This window comes from Pseudarthrobacter sp. TRD_SC_9 (genome assembly GCF_055361265.1).
Genome location: NZ_CM143956.1, coordinates 2,307,864 through 2,326,206, shown reverse-complemented (window position 1 = coordinate 2,326,206; position 18,343 = coordinate 2,307,864). Strand labels below are relative to the sequence as shown.

The 18,343-nt window shown below is 61.3% G+C and carries 13 protein-coding genes; 7 read left to right on the top strand and 6 right to left on the bottom strand.

Translation table 11 applies throughout. The features are described from left to right. Nucleotides 1-11: 11 nt before the first annotated feature. The 3 genes from wecC to ACWA13_RS10880 all read left to right on the top strand — a co-directional run bounded on the left by wecC (nucleotide 12) and on the right by ACWA13_RS10880 (nucleotide 7,102). Nucleotides 12-1,259, top strand: coding sequence for a UDP-N-acetyl-D-mannosamine dehydrogenase (wecC, locus tag ACWA13_RS10890; RefSeq protein WP_463933999.1), 1,248 nt, complete (start codon nucleotides 12-14; stop codon nucleotides 1,257-1,259). A 61-nt stretch (nucleotides 1,260-1,320) separates the two neighbouring features. Then, on the top strand, nucleotides 1,321-5,715 hold the full coding sequence (locus tag ACWA13_RS10885; protein WP_463933997.1) for a glycosyltransferase: 4,395 nt from the start codon (nucleotides 1,321-1,323) through the stop codon (nucleotides 5,713-5,715). Nucleotides 5,716-5,947: 232 nt separating this feature from the next. Next, on the top strand, nucleotides 5,948-7,102 hold the full coding sequence (locus tag ACWA13_RS10880) for a hypothetical protein (RefSeq protein ID WP_463933995.1): 1,155 nt from the start codon (nucleotides 5,948-5,950) through the stop codon (nucleotides 7,100-7,102). Nucleotides 7,103-7,149: 47 nt separating this feature from the next. Here the strand turns inward: ACWA13_RS10880 and ACWA13_RS10875 are convergent, their stop codons facing one another. The 4 genes from ACWA13_RS10875 to ACWA13_RS10860 all read right to left on the bottom strand — a co-directional run bounded on the left by ACWA13_RS10875 (nucleotide 7,150) and on the right by ACWA13_RS10860 (nucleotide 11,284). After that, on the bottom strand, nucleotides 7,150-9,000 hold the full coding sequence (locus ACWA13_RS10875; protein ID WP_463933994.1) for a hypothetical protein: 1,851 nt from the start codon (nucleotides 8,998-9,000) through the stop codon (nucleotides 7,150-7,152). Nucleotides 9,001-9,064: 64 nt separating this feature from the next. Beyond that, nucleotides 9,065-10,228: a non-hydrolyzing UDP-N-acetylglucosamine 2-epimerase gene (gene wecB / locus ACWA13_RS10870; RefSeq protein WP_463933992.1), complete on the bottom strand. Its 1,164-nt coding sequence runs from the start codon at nucleotides 10,226-10,228 to the stop codon at nucleotides 9,065-9,067. A 96-nt stretch (nucleotides 10,229-10,324) separates the two neighbouring features. Continuing rightward, entirely contained in the window at nucleotides 10,325-10,627 is a 303-nt protein-coding gene (locus ACWA13_RS10865) for a hypothetical protein (RefSeq protein ID WP_463933990.1), read from the bottom strand. A gap of 81 nt (nucleotides 10,628-10,708) precedes the next feature. Beyond that, a complete protein-coding gene (locus ACWA13_RS10860; protein WP_463933988.1) occupies nucleotides 10,709-11,284 on the bottom strand; it encodes a YdcF family protein in 576 nt (191 codons plus the stop codon). Between the two features lie 61 nt (nucleotides 11,285-11,345). Between ACWA13_RS10860 and thiL the strand changes: the two genes are divergently transcribed. Genes thiL through rsmD form a run of 4 tightly spaced genes read left to right on the top strand, consistent with a single transcriptional unit; the run spans nucleotide 11,346 to nucleotide 16,300 of the window. Continuing rightward, nucleotides 11,346-12,386, top strand: a complete 1,041-nt coding sequence (thiL, locus tag ACWA13_RS10855) for a thiamine-phosphate kinase (RefSeq protein ID WP_463933986.1) — start codon at nucleotides 11,346-11,348, stop codon at nucleotides 12,384-12,386. Between the two features lie 22 nt (nucleotides 12,387-12,408). Continuing rightward, a complete protein-coding gene (locus tag ACWA13_RS10850; protein ID WP_463937910.1) occupies nucleotides 12,409-13,383 on the top strand; it encodes a DAK2 domain-containing protein in 975 nt (324 codons plus the stop codon). Then, nucleotides 13,373-15,631 carry an ATP-dependent DNA helicase RecG gene (locus tag ACWA13_RS10845; RefSeq protein WP_463933984.1) on the top strand — a complete coding sequence of 753 codons (2,259 nt, stop codon included), beginning with the start codon at nucleotides 13,373-13,375 and terminating at the stop codon, nucleotides 15,629-15,631. The genes ACWA13_RS10850 and ACWA13_RS10845 overlap by 11 nt, the downstream gene beginning before the upstream one ends. Before the next feature lie 9 nt (nucleotides 15,632-15,640). Next, nucleotides 15,641-16,300: a 16S rRNA (guanine(966)-N(2))-methyltransferase RsmD gene (rsmD, locus tag ACWA13_RS10840; RefSeq protein WP_463933982.1), complete on the top strand. Its 660-nt coding sequence runs from the start codon at nucleotides 15,641-15,643 to the stop codon at nucleotides 16,298-16,300. Here the strand turns inward: rsmD and ACWA13_RS10835 are convergent, their stop codons facing one another. Both ACWA13_RS10835 and ACWA13_RS10830 read right to left on the bottom strand, forming a co-directional pair. After that, nucleotides 16,301-17,086, bottom strand: a complete 786-nt coding sequence (locus ACWA13_RS10835; protein WP_463933980.1) for a spermidine synthase — start codon at nucleotides 17,084-17,086, stop codon at nucleotides 16,301-16,303. Then, nucleotides 17,086-18,309, bottom strand: coding sequence for an aminotransferase class I/II-fold pyridoxal phosphate-dependent enzyme (locus tag ACWA13_RS10830; RefSeq protein ID WP_463933978.1), 1,224 nt, complete (start codon nucleotides 18,307-18,309; stop codon nucleotides 17,086-17,088). Before ACWA13_RS10830 ends, ACWA13_RS10835 begins: the two co-directional genes overlap by 1 nt. Between the last annotated feature and the right edge of the window lie 34 nt (nucleotides 18,310-18,343).

Sequence of the window (18,343 nt, the reverse complement as noted above, 5' to 3'; positions counted from 1 at the left end):
GGGTTTCCCGCATGAACAAAATTGAAAACGTAGCAGTCATCGGATTGGGTTACATAGGATTGCCAACTGCTGCAATACTCGCGGCCAACGGCATTGTGGTTATTGGTGTGGACGTCAATGACAACACGATCGACGCCGTCAACAGGGGTGAGGTGCCCTTCGTAGAGCCCGACCTTGCCTTGTATGTGGCTGGGGCTGTAACCCAGCATAAGTTGAGCGCTTCGCGTGATACTCCGGCTGTGCAGGCTTACATCGTTGCTGTTCCCACACCCTTTAACCCGGACCGCACCGGCGACGTGACGTACATCAAGGCAGCAGCACGCAACATTGCTCCGCAGCTTGTGGGTGGAGAGCTGATCATCCTCGAGTCCACGTCCCCTCCCGGCACCACCCAGCTCCTGGGTGATTACCTGATCAGCCTGCGCCCGGATCTCAGCCTTGATGGTGCTGCTGGCAAGCCCGCCATCCATGTAGCCCACTGCCCGGAGCGAGTGCTGCCCGGCCGCATCATGATTGAACTTGTGACAAACGACAGGATTGTGGGCGGTCTGACTCCTGAGGCAGCTGAGCTGGCCAAGGCCCTGTACGCAGTTTTCTGCCAGGGCGAAATCCTTGTCACCGACGCGATCACCGCCGAGATGGCCAAGTTGGTCGAGAACTCCTACCGCGACGTCAACATTGCCTTTGCAAACGAGCTGTCCGTGATCAGCGACAAGCTTGGCATCAACGTCTGGGAACTGATCAAGCTCGCCAACCACCACCCGCGTGTGAACATCCTGCAACCGGGCCCCGGCGTGGGCGGCCACTGCATCGCGGTTGACCCTTGGTTCATTGTTGCTGCGGCTCCAGAAGATGCCCAGCTGATCCGACAAGCCCGCGAGACGAACGACCAGAAGCCGGATTGGGTAGTCGACAGGACCATCCGAGCTGTGAACGGAATGATCAATCCCAAGGTTGCGGTTCTTGGACTCGCCTTCAAGGCGAATATCGACGACCTGCGGGAATCGCCATCTGTTGCCATTGTTGAGCGACTCAGTGCCAAGCTCGATGGCGCGGAACTGCTGGTAGTTGAACCGCATGTGACCCAGCTGCCCCGCCAGCTGAGCGGGCTCACCAATGTGCAGCTCGGTGATTTGGATGAGTCCATTGCGTCAGCCGACGCCGTGCTGCTGTTGGTAGATCATGATGACTTCAAGGAATTCGACCACTCAGTTCTGGCAGGAAAGCCGTTGGTAGATACCCGCGGAATCTGGCAGTAGAAATGTGCGGAGCTGACGGGAACCTGTGAAACATCCTGACGAGAGTGTGCAGACGTCGGCAGTGCAGCTGGCAAAACGTCGGCTCTACGCTGCGGACATCGACAAGCTGATTGCTGACTACGAGAACTTGCGCCGGAAAGAGAGCGAGGCGTCTCGCAAGGCTGAGGACCTGGCCAAGGATCTCGCCGCCATGCGACGGGCCCGGGATTCTTTCAAGGCCAAGCACGATGTCCTGAAGACTGATAATCAACGCCTCAAGGAAACATTGAGTGCACTGCGCAGGTCGCAGAGCCTCAAGGTAGGCAGGATGATTACGAGGCCCGCCAGTGCTGTCCGTTCATTGCCCGGCAGGATTGCTTCAGCACTCGGTTCCAGCCAAGCGATGCCGTTGAAAGCGCCGGCCGCTCTTGAGCCGAGTCTGGCGCATCAGTCCCGGAACCCTGGACAAGCTACTACAGGGCCCAAGAAGAAGGTGGCAAACCAGCAAGATTATTCAGCCCTGGTCCAGGACTTTGCGTCCAACCCTTCCAAGAGCGCGCTGTATATGCTGATAACGCACGAGTATTTCGTCCGTGGCGAAGTCGCCTTACCTGCCGAACGTATCGCTGCCAACCGGGATCTGGTCAAGGAAATGTCCGTGGCGGAGGCACAGATTGCCGGCAACATTCTGGGGCAGGCTGCCATATTCAAAACGCCACCGTTCATCTCACCACGCCAACCCAACTACGGATACCTACCCGAGCATGGCCGGGTGATGTACTGCGCCCACAGCACCGGCCAGTTCAACAGCAACGGTTATTCCACCCGGACAGCAGGACTCGTGGCAGGGCTGAAAGAGCGGGGCGAAGACGTCTTCGTCGTTGCCCGCCCGGGATATCCGTGGGATGTGAAAACCGACGTGTCCGCTGTGGGAAAGCGAAGGTTTGAAGAGAACGTATCGGGCGTGCGCCACATCTATAATCCGGGCCCCAGCTGGACCCAGGAACCCTTGGACCGATACGTCGGGCGTTCCGTGGATGTGTTCGTCAGGGAGGCCCAGCGCAGCAGGGCTTCAGTAATTCATGCAGCGTCCAACTACGTCACTGCACTTCCGGCTTTGATGGCAGCGCGGAGGCTTGGAGTTCCCTTCGTCTACGAAGTTAGAGGACTTTGGGAGATCACGGAACTGTCAGATAAGCCCGGTTGGTCAGAATCGGACCGCTTTCAGTTGGCCGCCGGACTGGAGGCACTCGTCGCCCGGGAGGCGGATGAGGTTCTCGCCATCACGGCGCAAGTCAAAGCGGAGCTGGTTCGTCGAGGCGTTGATCCGCAGAGGATCACGTTGCTGCCGAATTCTGTGGACACAGTGAAGTTTTCACCAATGCCGCCTCTGCCGGGATTCCGCAAGAAGCTCGGAATCCCAGAAACGTCGGTGCTGGTCGGATATGCGGGAAGCCTAGTTGCCTATGAAGGGCTTCCGGACCTCTTAGCTTCGATGAAGATTGTGGCTCAGCAGGGAATCGATGCACACCTGCTGGTGGTAGGCGATGGAAAGCAGCTCCCGGAGCTGAAAGATCTCGCCAAGGACCTGCAAATTGAGCATCTGGTTACTTTCACGGGCCGCGTACCGGCCAAGTCCATCCCCGGTTACCTGAGCCTCTTTGACATCGCACCTTGCCCCCGGCGCCGGCTGCCCGTTACCGAGATGGTCTCTCCCCTGAAACCGCTTGAAGCAATGGCAAGTGGTAAAGCCGTGGTGCTCACCGACCTGGCACCGTTGCGTGACATCGCAGGCTCGGAACGGCAGCGTGCACTCTTGTGTGAACCGGAGAACCCGGTGTCACTTGCAGAGGCAATTGTTCGTTTGGCTCTGGACCCAGAGTTGCGGGCTGCCCAAGGGAGGCGCGGCAGGTTATGGACGCTTGAGCACCGCACTTGGGCGCGCACCGGAGAAGTTGCCACGGCTGTGCATCAGAGATTGCGGGAGAGCAGGAACGACAGAACGGTAATTCCGGCGGCCCGGGTCAGGGATCTCAAGATCGGGATCATTTCAGACGAGTTCACCTTCCAGGGCCTTGCGCCGGAGGCACAGTTTGTCGCGCTGAAGCCAGCTACGTGGCGTACTCAGTTGCAGGACGAACCGATAGACGCCCTCTTTGTGGAGTCTGCCTGGGAGGGCGTGGACGGGCTTTGGAACCACAAGGTTGGTTTCTACGACGACGAAAAGTTCGGGACTCTCCGGGCGCTTTTAGGCCATTGCAATGGGTCGCGCATACCCACCATCTTCTGGAACAAGGAAGATCCTGTGCATTTCAACAGGTTCCGGGTAACTGCCAAGTATTTTGACCATGTGTTCACAACCGACGCGGACTGCATCCCGAAGTATTGGGAGAACGCCGGCATCCGGCTCAAAACTGTCTCATCCCTGCCCTTCTATGCGCAGCCCCGTTTGCACAACATACTTCCTTCAACGAGGGACTACGAACATTCTGTTAGTTATGGGGGTTCCTTTTACGGCCAGAAGTATCCGAAGCGTTCCGGGGAGCTGGCCGGGATCCTCAACGCGGGGAAAACACATGGCCTGGCGATCTACGATCGCCAGCATCTCAATCCCGAGAGCCCGTACCACTTTCCCCCCGAGCTGGCCCCCTTCGTGAGGGGCGGGTTGGCCTACCCAGACATGGTTGAGGCATACAAAGCTCATCCGGTTCATATCAACGTCAACTCTGTAGATGACTCGCCCACCATGTTTTCCCGACGGGTAATGGAAGTTGCCGCGTCCGGCGGGGCAGTGGTGAGCGGAACAGGAAGAGGCGTTGACGAGGTATTGAATGGCCTCGTTCCCGTGGTTTCGTCGCAGGGCGAGGCTGAGCTGCTGATCAGCGAATGGATGTCCAACGAGGACGTCAGAATGAGGGATGCCTGGTTGGCCTACCGCCACATCCACCGCGGGCACACCGCCGGGCATCGCCTCGCGTATGTCCTGCGCACCGCCGGTCTGGTGGTGGAGGCGCCCGAACCGCCGAGCTATGCAGTTTTCACGGATAACCCCAGCCCGGAATTCTTGGCAGGACTTGGGCGCCAGACAGTACGACCGTCGATGGTCTTCGCGTCGACTGAAACAGTGGATGGTGTCGCTCCGGCTGAAGACGTCGCCGCTGCCAAGGACCAGGCAGCAGCTGCCGGCCTCGCGTTCATTGGGACGTGGTCGGATAGCTTCGACGATCGGACCATTTTCGAGGACTTGCTGACCGCAACCACCTTCGGAAACTGGCGAAGCATTGGATTCGCTGATCGTGACTCTGCCCAAAAGGGCCTGGGCCTCGCGCAGTATGGACCGTCGGAAAAGGGAATGCCGGCGCTCCAAACTACGGCAACCGAATTCGAAGGAGTCGATCTCAGCCTTAGGCGATCCCTGCTTCGTGTCCCAGCGGAGGCACATGTGGCCGACGTCCAGCCGGTAGCAAAGACCATTCTTGTCGCCGGACACGACCTTAAGTTTGCCACGGCGATTGTCGATGAGCTGTCGCGCCAGGGACACAAGCTCATGCTTGACAAATGGAGCGACCATAACAAACACGACGAGGAGTTGAGCCGACGCCTGTTGCTGGAAGCTGACGTGGTGTTCTGTGAGTGGGGTCTAGGAAATGCGCTCTGGTACTCACACAATAAGTTGCCCCACCAGCGGATGGTGACGCGGGTGCATTCGCAGGAAATTTTCCGGCCTTACCTCAAAGACGTGTCCTTCCACGACGTCGACAAGGTCATCTTCGTTGGTCAGCACATCGCCGATATCGCAGTCCGGGACCACAATGTCCCTCGCACCAAACTGCAGGTAATCCCGAACCCTGTCGACACGGATCGCAAGCCCGAGAGCAAGGCAGACGAGACGCGCTTCCATCTGGGACTGGTGGGAATTGTTCCAGCACAGAAGCATCTCGACCGGGCGCTGGATGTTTTGAAAGGGCTTCGGGCCACTGATGACCGGTACCGGTTGTTCGTTAAGGGCAAACGTCCGGAGGAATTCCCCTGGATGGCAAACAGGCCCGAGGAAATGGCGTACTACCAGGAGCAGTACTCCCGGATTTCCAACGATCCCGACCTTGCAGGGGCAGTGCTCTTCGATCCGCACGGCGACGACATGGCGGATTGGTACCGAAAGATCGGCGTCGTTCTTTCAGTCAGTGATTTTGAGTCCTTTCACCTGACCCTCGCCGATGGCGCCGTTGCAGGGGCCTTTCCAGTCAGCCTTGCCTGGCCCGGCGCCGACCAGATCTATCCCACGGCGTGGCTGGCCGAGGATGTCCTGGAGATGATCCGGAAAATTGGGGCCGCGAATGCCAGCCCGGAAACGTGGCGCCACGGTGCTGCAAATGCAAGATCCTTTGTGGAGGAACACTTTGCCAAACACGAAGTGGTGACCGAACTCTGCGACGTCATTGTGGGTTCCCCTGAGCTGGACGGTGACGGCCGCTAGGATGGAATCAAGTTTTTCAGCCGTCCAACAATCTCTGTGGGCGGCGGTTTCGACCGCCGCAACAGCGGCAGGATTCAGTACTGTGCCCGCGGCGTCATTGCCCCTGGCAGAAGACCGGGACGTTACAGAATTCGTCTTCTCAGCGGAGTGGCCCGCCACAGCTGACGAGTGGAATTTCAGGATTGCCATACCCTCAGGGATTCGCGTCGTCGCCCACGGACACAGTGCTGCATTGTGGCTTGACGACGAACAGCTGGCCGAACTCGACATCGAGTCGACGCGTGCAGCGTCCATGGACTTTCGCGAGGAAGATCCCTTTGCCCGGCACCTTGGGTTGCAGGGAGCAGGGGGTTCTGTTCGGATCCGGTTAAGGTTGGACGGTTTCCTGCTCAGGGACAGAGGTATTGGCCAAGGAGACTTGAATTGGTGCAGACACAACTCTGCACGCTCCCTGAATTACCTGTTGGACAATCAGAACCCGGATTCCTCGGGTAACAAGCTGCTGGTGGTCTTTTCCGCCATTGGCGCCGAGCATGACTTCACCTTCAACTACCGGTCCACTGTGAAGGATAACAAGCTGGCAAAGGCGTTCATTCTGGATGACTTTGGACGACAGGGTTCCTACTACTGGGTCGATCACGGTGATGACTCGATATTCCAAGAAACTCAGCGATTGTTGAAGCTCCTTGTTGCAGACCTGGGGGTTGATTGGAACGACGTAATGTTCGCTGGCTCGTCGAAGGGTGGTACAGCGGCCCTGCTGCACGGGGTTACGCTCGGAGTCGGACGCATCCTGCTTGGCGCCCCCCAGTACAGAGTGGGGGACTATCTTTTTTCGGCGGCGCCACGAATCCTGGAATTTATGACGGGAGGGGCAACCGACGATCACAGGGTGGGCCTTAACCAACGGGCCCAAGCGATATTGCAAGCTGGCCAACGCCGTTCGTCAATCCGGGTTGCTGTGGGAACCGCAGATCACCATCTACGTTCCCATGTGATGCCGCTCCTGGAAGACGCGGATTCGGCAGGCTATACCGTGGATATCCTTACCCTTGCCGGAGTCCCGCACAGCGAAATCGGTAGCGTCTTCAGGCACTTGTTGTCTGCAGAAGTGCTTGATTTCGAGCTTGACGACAATCAATCACCACTGCCGTACACCTTGACCCGTGATGGGGACGCAGTTGTACTTCGGTGTTGGCCAGCCCAGGACGAGAGCTTGGCGGTGCGCAGATATGGAAAAGCAGGAATCCGGGAGCGGCTGCCCTATTCCACAGACACTGAGTTCACATTCCAATCACCCCGCAAGGATGGTCCAATTAGACTGCGGGTCTTCCGCCGGAATGACGCTGACTCATCGATCCGCGCGTTCACCACTGTGTGGGTCTAGCCGGGCCTTTCGTGATGGGTCAAGGAGAGACGCTCCGAACCGGGAACCTAGGCATCCGTTCCAAGCCACGCGACGAGACCGTACAAGGAGTACAAGTCTCGAATTTCTGCTCGCTGAGTCAGCCTGCCCTTCCCCAAATGCCATGCGTACTCGGTGTTCACTAAGCCATCTATTGTGGTTAAGCCGAACTCGTTCAAGGCTGTGCGGAGTGATTTCTGCGCGGACTTCATCGTAGCGATTTGCCAGTAATTTAGACCGATCTTATTGGCCTTCTCAATCACAGCCTGGCGCTCGTCGCCGGTCAATCTTGGGGTTGTGACAGCAAGAGCGTCCAGCGCCGCCGGCAGCGGCGACTTGCCAGTGAAGGCAGCTCGATGTTCGTCATCGAAGTTGATGGGACCGGAGCCCGTAAAATCCAGTTTCCATGGCTCCCGTCGGAGAGTCTTGTAGGCAGTCGTGAACCTGTTTCTGTCGAAGGGGTATTTTTCAAGGTCGACCCCGAAGCTCGTCATTACATCGAATCCCAAAACATTGGTTTGACGTGAGTAAAGGGGCAAACGCGAAGCTGCAGAGGCCGCCGAAACGGAATATAGGGGATCGAACCGCCGGCCCACCCGACTCCACAGCATGGAGTTCTGACCAAAATGATAGCGATTTCGTACCGCCAGGTAGAGGGCGTCGCCCACCGAATCGTGGGGGTGGCCTTGCCCCAGGAGTCGTTGCCATTCTTGCCACAACTTATGCCCTAAGCCGGACAAGGCTTTCTGGGCACAAACTTGAGCGTTGCCGGCAGGACGGGGGGCCAGTTTCTCCATCAGACTGGTCGGAGAAACGTCCTCGGGTGAGAGCGAAGTAAATCGTGACGAAAACGTGCTCCGTAAAATTCCACCGTAACCACCACCGACGACGACAACATCGCTTCGTTTTTCTCCGCCATTAGGCCCTGAAGACGTGAGCCCGCCAGAGTGATAGAGGGGAGCAAGGAGTTGTTCATGTACATGGGATACGTGAGACCCAACCAGCCCTCCCCCCGCACTTCTAGGCAGGCCCAGGGTGAGCGTCAGCCCATCGGCAATGGTTCTGTCCGTGCTCCCAGCGGGTCCGGAACAAAAATACAAAAACTCCTTCTCGCAGCCACTGGCCATGGCTGCCGCAAGTACAAGCCGTGAGTCGAAGCCTCCAGTAATGTGGGCGATTCGCCGTTCGGTTGGGAGCTTTGATACTGCCAAAACAGATTCAATGAGTTCGTCTCGGATCAACTCGACTGACTGTACATAGGTTGGTTCGAAGTCATCCCGGCTATAGCGTTTCCGCTTCACGCCGTCACCGAAAGCGTGCCAGTACTCAAAAGGATCCAGGCGGTCTACGTCTTGATAACTGGACGGCACTAGCCCCCCGTTGCCGAGGACCAGCCGCTCCAGCTGGAAGTCAGCTGACTTATGTAGCGGGAGGTTCATAGCCCTTACGACAGCCGCGAGGGAAACCGTGTCGGTGGAAATTACTTGGATGGAGCCGGAGAGATACCGAAAGGCAAGCGCCCCACCTAAGGGATCCGGCAAGCATAAGACGTCTCGCCTTGCCAGATCTATCACGAAAGCCGCGCAGGGATTCTTTATTCCATTGCCCCATCGGTCGGCGACACTTTTAGGTGACTCTTGCTCATGCCGGGGACTCAGTAAATCTGCAACCCCTGCACTGTCAATGACCGCTGTGCTGCCTGCAATACCGACGCCGTCGAGCAAGTAAATTCTGTTGCCCCGACGGGTGGCAGCTGACTCAGGATGCAGAACCGCCAAGGTGTCCGAGACCTTGATGCTTACAGGAAGATCTTGAAAGCGGCCAGACACGATTACTGGAGCACGCAATGACTCGAAAAGTTGTTGTTCGAATGAAATCATTGCTGGACTGCAGCCGCGCAAAACCCCGTGGCATCAGTGCCAGCGTTTTTCACGATTAATGCCCTTACACGGTCAGGGCGACGGCGGCAGGACCGAACTCGGGGAGCCGGTGACCGGACCCCAGCATGTGAGCAATGGCCGCAACGGTTCGCTCTGAAGCCTTGCCATCGCCATAGGGGTTGACTGCGTTAGCCATGGAATCGAAGTGGTCCTGATCGTGCAGCAGACGATCCACTTCCTTGACGATCCGCTCTTCGTCGGTTCCGATCAGGGTCACGGTGCCGGCATCGAGGGCTTCGGGGCGTTCGGTGTTGTCGCGCATGACGAGGACCGGCTTGCCCAGGCTGGGGGCTTCTTCCTGGACTCCGCCGGAATCAGTCAACACAACGTGCGCCAGGGAGAGCATCCTGGTGAATTCGCCATAGGCCAGGGGCTCGGTAACCAGTACGTTGGGCTTGCCTTCAAGGGCGGGCAGTACGGCTTGACGGACCACCGGGTTCTTGTGGGCGGGAAGGACAATGGTCAGGTCCGGTTCGGCGTCCGCAATCCGGGCCAAGGCACGTCCAACGCCGCGCATGGCGTCACCTTGGTTCTCCCTTCGGTGCGTGGTGACCAGGAGGATCTTCCGGCCGCTGGCAGCGAGAGCCTCAAGCTGGGGATCGGTGAACGGGATTTCCTTGCCCACGGTGGTCAGGAGGGCGTCGATGACGGAGTTGCCTGTAACCACGATGTCGTCCTCGTTGATACCCTCCGCCAGGAGGTTTGCCTTGCTGACGCTCGTGGGTGCAAGGTGCAGGCTCGCGATCTGGCTGGTGAGCTTGCGGTTGGCCTCTTCGGGGAACGGGGAAAAGAGGTCACCGCTGCGCAGGCCGGCTTCAACGTGGACCACAGGGATGCCGTGGTAGAAGGCAGCGATGGCGCCGGCGGTGGAAGTGGTGGTGTCGCCCTGGACGATTACTACGTCCGGCTTGTTGGTGGCGAACAATGCATCCAGACCGTCGATGGTCCGCGTCATGATGGCGGAGAGTGACTGGCCCTGCTTGAGGATGTTCAGGTCATGATCGGGGACGATCCCAAAAATTTCGTTGACCTGGTCCAGCATGGCCCGGTGCTGGCCGGTTACCGTAACGAAGCAATCGAAGTGCGGGGACTCCTGCAAAGCGGTCACAATGGGGGCCATTTTAATGGCCTCGGGGCGGGTACCGAAAATTGGCATGACAACGGGCATTTGTTTCCCCCAGTGGGTTTTGGTCGATGGCAACGCCTTGAACTTTACGGGACTTGGCAATGTTCCACTAAAACGGGTGATGTTCTCGACGCCGGGTCAGGCCCAGAAAACGAGTGCCATAACAAGCCCGGCGATGGCCAAGCAGGTCAGAATTACCGCGATGAGCGCAACCAGCCGCCGGCGCTGTTGGCGGTCGGCGGGACGCCTGACATTGAATGTGCTTGTCCGGGCCTGCGGCGTACGGACTTCAGGTGCGGGCGGCTCCTCCGGCTGGGCCTGCTGAACCTTCAGCGGCTCCTGCAGCCGAGCGGGAAAAGCCTCAGCCGATGCCGATTGCCAGAAGCGTCGCCGTTTGAGGTGACGCGGTGCTGGTGGCAGGGTACTGCGTCGCGATTCCACGGCGGACTCCTTTCTGGCTACCGTAATGTACTCGCAAAAGCCTAACCGTGGAGAGCAAGACCCACTATTCGGGCCGGCACGTCACTCACCAGCCGCACTGCATTCCGGCCGCAGGTTTACGTCCATGAGCCCGCCCGTTTCAATAACGAACCGCCGCAGCCACTGCAGCGAGTCAAGGTCAGGTTTGGAGGCCACCATGGACACGGCTACGTCTGTACATTGCTCCATTAATGTCCCCGCGCGGGCCACATGGTAGGACGACGTGACCACCGCGATGGAGCTCCAGCCGTTGGCCTTCGCCAGCTCGCCAACAGCCACCGCCTCACCGCGGGTATCCATCCCCACCGGCCGGAAACACGCCATCGACGAATTGGGGTATACAGCGTCCCGGCAGAGGGCGTCCGCCGAGGCGTTGCCAGGGGTGTCCGTCCGGGAGAGCACCAGCACCGGCGCCCGGCCGCCATCGGACATCTGTTGTGCAACCGGAAGCCGTTCCGCACTGCTGCCGCCCAGGACCACCACCGCGTCTACCGGCTTAGCTGGCGGCGCGGGGGTGTTCAGGTAGAACACAAAGATGGAGGCCATGAACCATATGGCGAAGAGCCCCGAGAAACCGCAGGCCAGCGCCTTGGCCGCGGCCGTCCTCTTCTGATGCACCCTGCAAGTCTAGGTGCCCGTTGCACCCCGCATTGTCGGCCCCGCGCGGTAGCGTAGTTCCGTGCCCCAAAACGCCCTTACCGTCGCCAGCCTTTCCGAATCACAGCTCCTGGCCCGGATCTTTCCGCGCCTTGAACTGGACGGCGGCCACCAGTCGGCAACACTCCTCGGCCCTGGCGATGATGCCGCTATTGTCGCTGCCCCGGATGGCCGCTCCATCATCAGCATCGATACCCAGGTACAGGACCAGGACTTCCGTCTTCTCTGGCCCAATGGTTACGCCACCACAGGTGCTGACGTCGGCTGGAAGGCCGCGGCGCAGAACCTCAGCGATATCAACGCGATGGGCGGCACCGCCGTTTCCCTCGTGGTGAGCCTTACACTGCCGCCGGATGTCGCCGTCTCCTGGGTGGAGGATTTCGCGGATGGCCTGGTCCACGCCATCCGTGAACTGGGCGCCTCGCGCTGCTCGGTGGCCGGTGGAGACCTGGGCCGCGGGCGGGAGATATCGGTGACGGTCGCGGTTCTTGGAACGCTCGACGGCGGCACTCCGGTTCTCCGCCCTGGCGCCCGTCCGGGGGACGTTGTGGCCCTCGCGGGAGCGGTTGGGAAGGCGGCCGCCGGATTGGCACTCCTGGAGTCGAACGCGGCAATCAGTGCCCTGACGCGGGAGCAGCTGGACCTGATCAGGAGCCAGTGCCGCCCCGTTCCGCCCCTTGCTGCAGGCCCGGCGGCGAGGGATGCCGGGGCCACTGCCATGCTGGACATCTCAGACGGCCTGGTGCGGGACGGCAGCCGGCTGGCAGCCGCCGGCAACGTCGTCCTGGACCTCGATCCTGAGGCGCTCCGGCCCCTCGCTGGCGCGTTACGCCCGGCCGCGGACCTCCTCCATGCCGATCCCATGGCCTGGGTACTGGGCGGGGGAGAGGACCACGGATTGTTGGCCACATTCCCGCCGGATATACAGCTACCTCCCGGATTCACTGCGATAGGCTCAGTACAGGCGTTTGCTGCCCAACTTCCTGAAGGACAAGACAGCACACGCGTCACCATTGCGGGGCAACCCGCTGACTCCGTGGGATGGGATCACTTTGCACACTAAGATTGCCGCCAACGCGCAAGCGATGAAGCGGTGGTTGAGCAAGGCCGAAACAGCCCTGGGAAACCACAGTGACCGCCTCAATGCCATCAACATCTTCCCGGTGGCTGATGGCGATACCGGCACCAACCTCTACCTCACGGTAAGGGCGGCATCTGAATCGCTGGTTGACCTTGATCCCGCAACTACGGACGTCGGCGCCGTCCTCGCCACCGCGGGGCAAGCCGCCATGGAGCAGGCCCGCGGCAACTCCGGAACCCTCTTCGCAGTCTTCCTCTGTGCAGCAGCCGAGCCGCTGTCCGGACGCGGCCGGCTTACCTCCGGACTGCTTGCCGCTGCGCTGCAACGGGCCCAGATCCGGGCCTGGTCCGCACTGAGCGATCCCGTCCCCGGCACCATGTTGTCCGTGATGGAGGCGGCCGCCGGCGCTGCGGCAGCAGTGGACGACGAACATCCTGCTGATGACAGCAACCACGCACTGGGACTCGCCCTCGATGCCGCAGTCGAAGGCGCGCTTACGGCTGTGATCAGGACCGAGCAGCAGCTGGACACCCTGCACGCCGCGCGGGTGGTTGACTCCGGCGGCGTCGGAATGCTGTTGATCCTTGACTGCCTGCGCTCGGCAGTACTGGGCGAGGAACTGCAGAGCGAACTGTTGGATGGCCTCCACGGCTACGACGTTCAGGATCCACACATCCACGAGGACATGCCGGCGGACGACGGCGTGGAGGTAATGTGCACTATTACCCTTTCGCCCCTGGACGCCGCAACACTTCGACAGCGGCTGGATGAGATCGGTGATTCGGTGATCATGAGCCGGGTCGGGGGAACATCAGACGACGAATCGGCCTACCGTTGGCGCGTTCACGTCCACGTTCCCCGGGCTGACGCTGCCGTAGCCATCATCAGGTCCCTTGGTGTGCCCAGCCACATCTCCATCAGTGATCTTGCAGCGCCCAGGCTCCCGGAACCAGCGGACTCCGGCGGGCATGAACGCTGAGCTCGATCTGGCCCTGGAACGCAGGATAGGGAAGCGTTCCGCCGGCGTCATAGAGAAGCACCTGGGCATTAGCACGGTGGGCGGATTGTTGAACTACTTTCCGCGGCGCTACCTGGACCGTGGCGAACTGACCCTGATCAGCGAGATTCCGCATGATGAGGAGGTGACGCTGATTGCCCGCGTCGTCTCCAACAGCACCCGGCCGATGCGTGAACGTCGTGGCAGCATTACGGACGTCATTATCTCCGATGACACCGGAAGCAGCCTTCGGACGGTGGGGGGCGCAGATTTCCGCGGCACCGTACCCGGCACGCTCAAGGTCAGCTTCTTCAACGGATTCCGGGCAAAGTCTGAGCTGCAGCCTGGCCGCCGGGCCTTGTTTTCCGGCAAGGTCAGCAGCTTTAAGGGGAGCCTTGGCCTCACCAATCCGGACTTCCAGCTGTTGGACGAGGACCCTGACGTTCCCGGGGTTGACCCCGAAACGCTGGCCGCCAGGCCCATTCCCATCTACCCGGCTACCGCCAAGCTGACCAGCTGGTCCATCCAAAAGGTCATTGAGACCCTGCTGGAAACCATGGACCTGGACGCCGTGCCGGATCCCTTGCCGGCTGCCATCGCCGAACGGGAGAAGTTCCTTCCGGTGGCTGAGGCCTACCGCCAGATCCACGTTCCGGCCACGGCCGGCGACTGGCAGCGCGCACAGGAGCGCTTCCGGTACCAGGAGGCTTTGGTGCTGCAGGCCGCGCTGGCCCGGCGCCGGGCGCAGCTGGCCGCCGAGGAGGCCACGGCCAGGCGTCCGGAGCCTCATGGCCTGCTGACCGCCTTCGACCAGCAGTTGCCCTTCACGCTGACGGCAGGGCAGACCGCCGTCGGAAAAACACTCACCGAAGAACTGTCCCGTGATTCCCCCATGAACCGGCTCCTCCAGGGAGAGGTGGGTTCGGGCAAGACGATCGTCGCCCTTCGGGCCATGCTGCAGGTGGTGGATGCAGGCGGCCAGGCCGCGCTGCTGGCTCCCACCGAGGTCCTGGCGGCCCAGCACTTCGAATCGATCCGGCGCACCTTGGGCCCGTTAGCCAGAGACGGGCTGCTGGGAGGGCTGGGCGCTGACAGCGTCCAGGTGAGCCTGTTGACCGGCTCCATGAGCACTGCAGCGCGCAAGCAGGCACTGCTGGATGCTGCGTCGGGGACTGCCGGCATCCTGATCGGCACTCATGCCCTGCTCAGCGAGAATGTGCGTTTTTATGACCTGGGCCTGATTGTGGTGGATGAGCAGCACCGTTTCGGCGTAGAGCAGCGCGATGCCCTGCGCGCGAAGGCGAACAAGCCCCCGCATCTGCTGGTCATGACGGCCACCCCCATTCCCCGGACAGTGGCCATGACCGTTTTCGGCGACCTCGAAACGTCGGTGCTGGACGAACTGCCGGCCGGCCGCGCCCCCATTACCACCCACCTGGTGGGGCTGGCGGAACATCCGGCCTGGGCAGACCGCATCTGGAGCCGCGCCCGGGAAGAGATCGATCGCGGCCACCAGGTTTACGTGGTGTGCCCCAAAATCGGAACGGACGACGACGGCGACTTCAGCCCCGGCGAAGCGGAACCTTCGGGACCGGACAGCGACGCCGGTGCCCAGGAGCTTGCGTCCGTCACCGGGGTGCTTGAATACCTGCAGCAGGAGCCCGCGCTGGCCGGCGCCAGCATCGCCGCGCTCCACGGTAAGCAGGATCCCGCGCTCAAATCGGCCACCATGGCGGGCTTTGCCGCAAACACCACCCACGTGCTGGTCTCTACCACTGTCATCGAGGTGGGCGTGGACGTGCACAATGCCACGATGATGGTGATCCTGGATGCCGATCGCTTCGGCATTTCCCAGCTGCACCAGCTCCGCGGCCGGGTGGGCCGCGGAGGCCTGCCAGGGACCTGCCTGCTGGTCACGAACCTGGAACCCGGCCATCCCAGCCGTCGCCGGCTGGATGCCGTTGCCGCCACCACCGATGGTTTTGCGCTATCCCAGGAGGACCTTAAGCTGCGGCGCGAAGGCGATATCCTCGGCGCTTCCCAGTCCGGCGGCCGGTCCACCCTGAAGCTGCTTCGTGTGCTGGAACACGAGGACCTGATCGCCCAGGCAAGGCAGGACGCCCAGCAGCTGGTCGGTAAGGATCCGGCGCTCGCCGGGCAGCCGGCACTGGCGGATGCCATTGACGAATACCTGAACCCGGAGAAAGAGGCCTTCCTTGAACGCGGTTAGCAGGCGGCCATGAGCCGCATTATTGCCGGTGCCGCTGGCGGCACGCCCTTGAACAGCGTCCCAGGATCCCTGACCCGTCCCACCACGGACCGCGTTAAGGAAGCGCTCTTCTCCCGCCTGGACGCCTTTGATGTTGTGGCCGATGCCCGTGTCCTGGATCTGTATGCCGGTTCCGGTTCCCTGGGCGTGGAGAGTGCCAGCCGGGGCGCACAGTCGGTGGACCTGGTGGAGTTCGACGCCAAAGCCAGCGCGGTCTGCCAGCGTAACGCGGATCTGGTCAATGGCGTGCTGGGCCGGAAAACCGTCACGATGCACCGCTCGCGGGTGGAATCCTTCCTCGAGCGCACCACTGGGGGTGCTCTCTGGGACCTCGTGTTCCTGGATCCGCCGTATCCCCTGGACGAGCCCGGCCTGGCAACGGTCCTGGCCATGCTGCAGCCATTCCTGGATGAAGGGGCCGTGGTGGTGGTCGAACGCTCTGCGCGCACCCCGGAGCCTGCTTGGCCCGATGGCATGGAGCGGTTTGCCGAGCGGAAGTACGGCGAGACCCGGCTCTGGTTTGCTGAACCCGTACCAGCGGACTCTGCTGAGTTGCCTGAAGGACTCGAGTCCGAGGATGGCCCGGAGCCTCCAAGCGGTAGGGAACCTGCGAGCGGTACAGGGCTCTAGTCAGCCGGCCAGCACGTCCAGTTCCACGCCGGTGAGTACCCGGGCGGGGTGCGGCCCGCGGGCAGTGAGTTCAGCGCTCCATTCCTTCGGCCACGGAAACTGTGTTCCTGCCAGGATGATGTTGCCCGGGTAGCGTCCGGTGAACATGCCAGCTTCAGCAAAGGCCGCCACGTCGGTAAGGACGGAGCGCATCGCAACCACCTGGCTGCGCACCAGGGTGAGACCGGGTTCATCACCCACGTTGATGACCAGGACGCCCCGGGGTGCCAGCCGTCCGGCGGCCTCACGGTAGAAGTCCGCACTGGCAATGTGGGCCGGAGCCTCAGGTCCGGAGAAAATATCCAGGATCACGACGTCGAAGCGGAGGCCGGGATCAAGCTGTTCCAGTGCTTCCCGGGCATCGCCGATCCAGGTTTCCAGCTGCGTTCCATCGGGCAGTGGAAGGTGCTGCAGCACGAAGTCCAGGAGTTCCCGAACGCGCTCGACGGCGTGCTGCCGCGACCCCGGCCGAACGGCCTGGATGTAGCGGGCAAGGGTCAGTGCACCGGCCCCGAGGTGCAAGGCGCGGATCGGCTCACCGGCTGGCGCGCAGAGATCCACGACATGGGCGATCCGGCGTAGGTATTCGTAAAACACCTCATCGGGGTGCTCGAGGTTTACGTGCGATTGTTCCGCGCCGCCAATGCTCAGCACGTAGGCGCCTTCGGTGAACTGATCCGGCTCAATGGACGCGTGGGATCCGATGGAGCGAAGGTACCTGCCCGGCGCTGCACCTGCTCCTGCCATCAGAGCTTGCTGCCCAGTGTGGCCAGCCGGGCGGAGGCTTCTTCCAGCAGTTCAACCTTCTTGCAGAACGCGAAGCGAAGCAGGCTGCGGACGCGTTGGGCACCTTCAGGATGGCAGAAGACCGGAACGGGAATCGCGGCGACGCCCACCAGGCCGGGAAGCCTGCGGGCAAGGTCCACCGAATCGGTGATCCCCAGAGGTGCCGTGTCCACATTAACGAAGTAGGTGCCCTGCGGGGTGAAAACATCAAAGCCTGCGGCGCGTAGGCCCTCGCTGAGGATGTCACGTTTTTGTTGCAGGGCACCTGCCGCTCCGGCATAAAACTCGTCGGGAAGTGCCAGCCCGGCGGCCACAGCGCCTTGGAACGGGGTGCCTGAACTATAGCTGAGGAACTGCTTGACCGTACGTACTGCGGCCACGAGGTGCTCCGGCCCACTCAGCCAGCCGATTTTCCAGCCGGTAAAAGAGAAGGTCTTGCCCGCCGAGGAAATGGTGATGGTGCGCTCCGCTGCACCGGGCAGGGTTGCTACTGGAATGTGCCGGACGCCGAAGGTCAGGTGTTCATACACTTCGTCGCAGATGATCAGCACATCGTGCTTGACTGCCAGGTCCACGATGCCCTGCAGGAGGTCTGCCGGGAATACTGCCCCGGTGGGATTATGCGGATTGTTCAGCAGGATGGCGCGTGTCCTGGTGCTGAACGCCGCCTCCAGCGAAGTCAGGTCCGGGAGGAAATCCGGTGCCGAGAGGGGAGCGGTCACATGCGTTGCACCAGCCAGTGAAATGATTGCCCCGTAGGCGTCGTAGAAGGGCTCGAAGGTCAGGACCTCGTCGCCCGGCTGCACGAAGGCCAGCAGTGAGGCGGCCAATGCCTCCGTGGCGCCGGTGGTGATGACCACCTCGGTTTCCGGGTCCACTTTCAGCCCATAGAAGCGGTCCTGGTGCAGGGCCACCGCCTCGCGCAGGGCCGGGATGCCTTTGCCGGGCGCATACTGGTTGGCGCCTGCCGCGATGGCCTCCCGGGCGGCGTCTTTCATGCTTTGCGGGCCGTCCTCATCGGGAAAGCCCTGACCAAGGTTGATGGCCCCGGTGGTGGTGGCCAGGGTAGTCATCTCTTCGAAGATGGTGACGCCCAGGCCGCCGTCAGCGGACAGTAGGTTGGCGCCATAGGCCGTGCGCTGCCAGGGCGCGGCAACTGACGGGGGAGTGGCGGGTGGCTGCATTCAGACATGGTATCCCGTACCAATGCGTCCACGA

Coding starts and splice junctions, on each gene's coding strand:
- wecC (WP_463933999.1), top strand. CDS start 12: ATGAACAAAATTGAAAACGTAGCAGTCATCGGATTGGGTTACATAGGA.
- ACWA13_RS10875 (WP_463933994.1), bottom strand. CDS start 9,000: ATGATTTCATTCGAACAACAACTTTTCGAGTCATTGCGTGCTCCAGTA.
- wecB (WP_463933992.1), bottom strand. CDS start 10,228: ATGCCCGTTGTCATGCCAATTTTCGGTACCCGCCCCGAGGCCATTAAA.
- ACWA13_RS10850 (WP_463937910.1), top strand. CDS start 12,409: ATGAAGCGGTGGTTGAGCAAGGCCGAAACAGCCCTGGGAAACCACAGT.
- ACWA13_RS10845 (WP_463933984.1), top strand. CDS start 13,373: ATGAACGCTGAGCTCGATCTGGCCCTGGAACGCAGGATAGGGAAGCGT.
- rsmD (WP_463933982.1), top strand. CDS start 15,641: ATGAGCCGCATTATTGCCGGTGCCGCTGGCGGCACGCCCTTGAACAGC.
- ACWA13_RS10835 (WP_463933980.1), bottom strand. CDS start 17,086: ATGGCAGGAGCAGGTGCAGCGCCGGGCAGGTACCTTCGCTCCATCGGA.
- ACWA13_RS10830 (WP_463933978.1), bottom strand. CDS start 18,309: ATGCAGCCACCCGCCACTCCCCCGTCAGTTGCCGCGCCCTGGCAGCGC.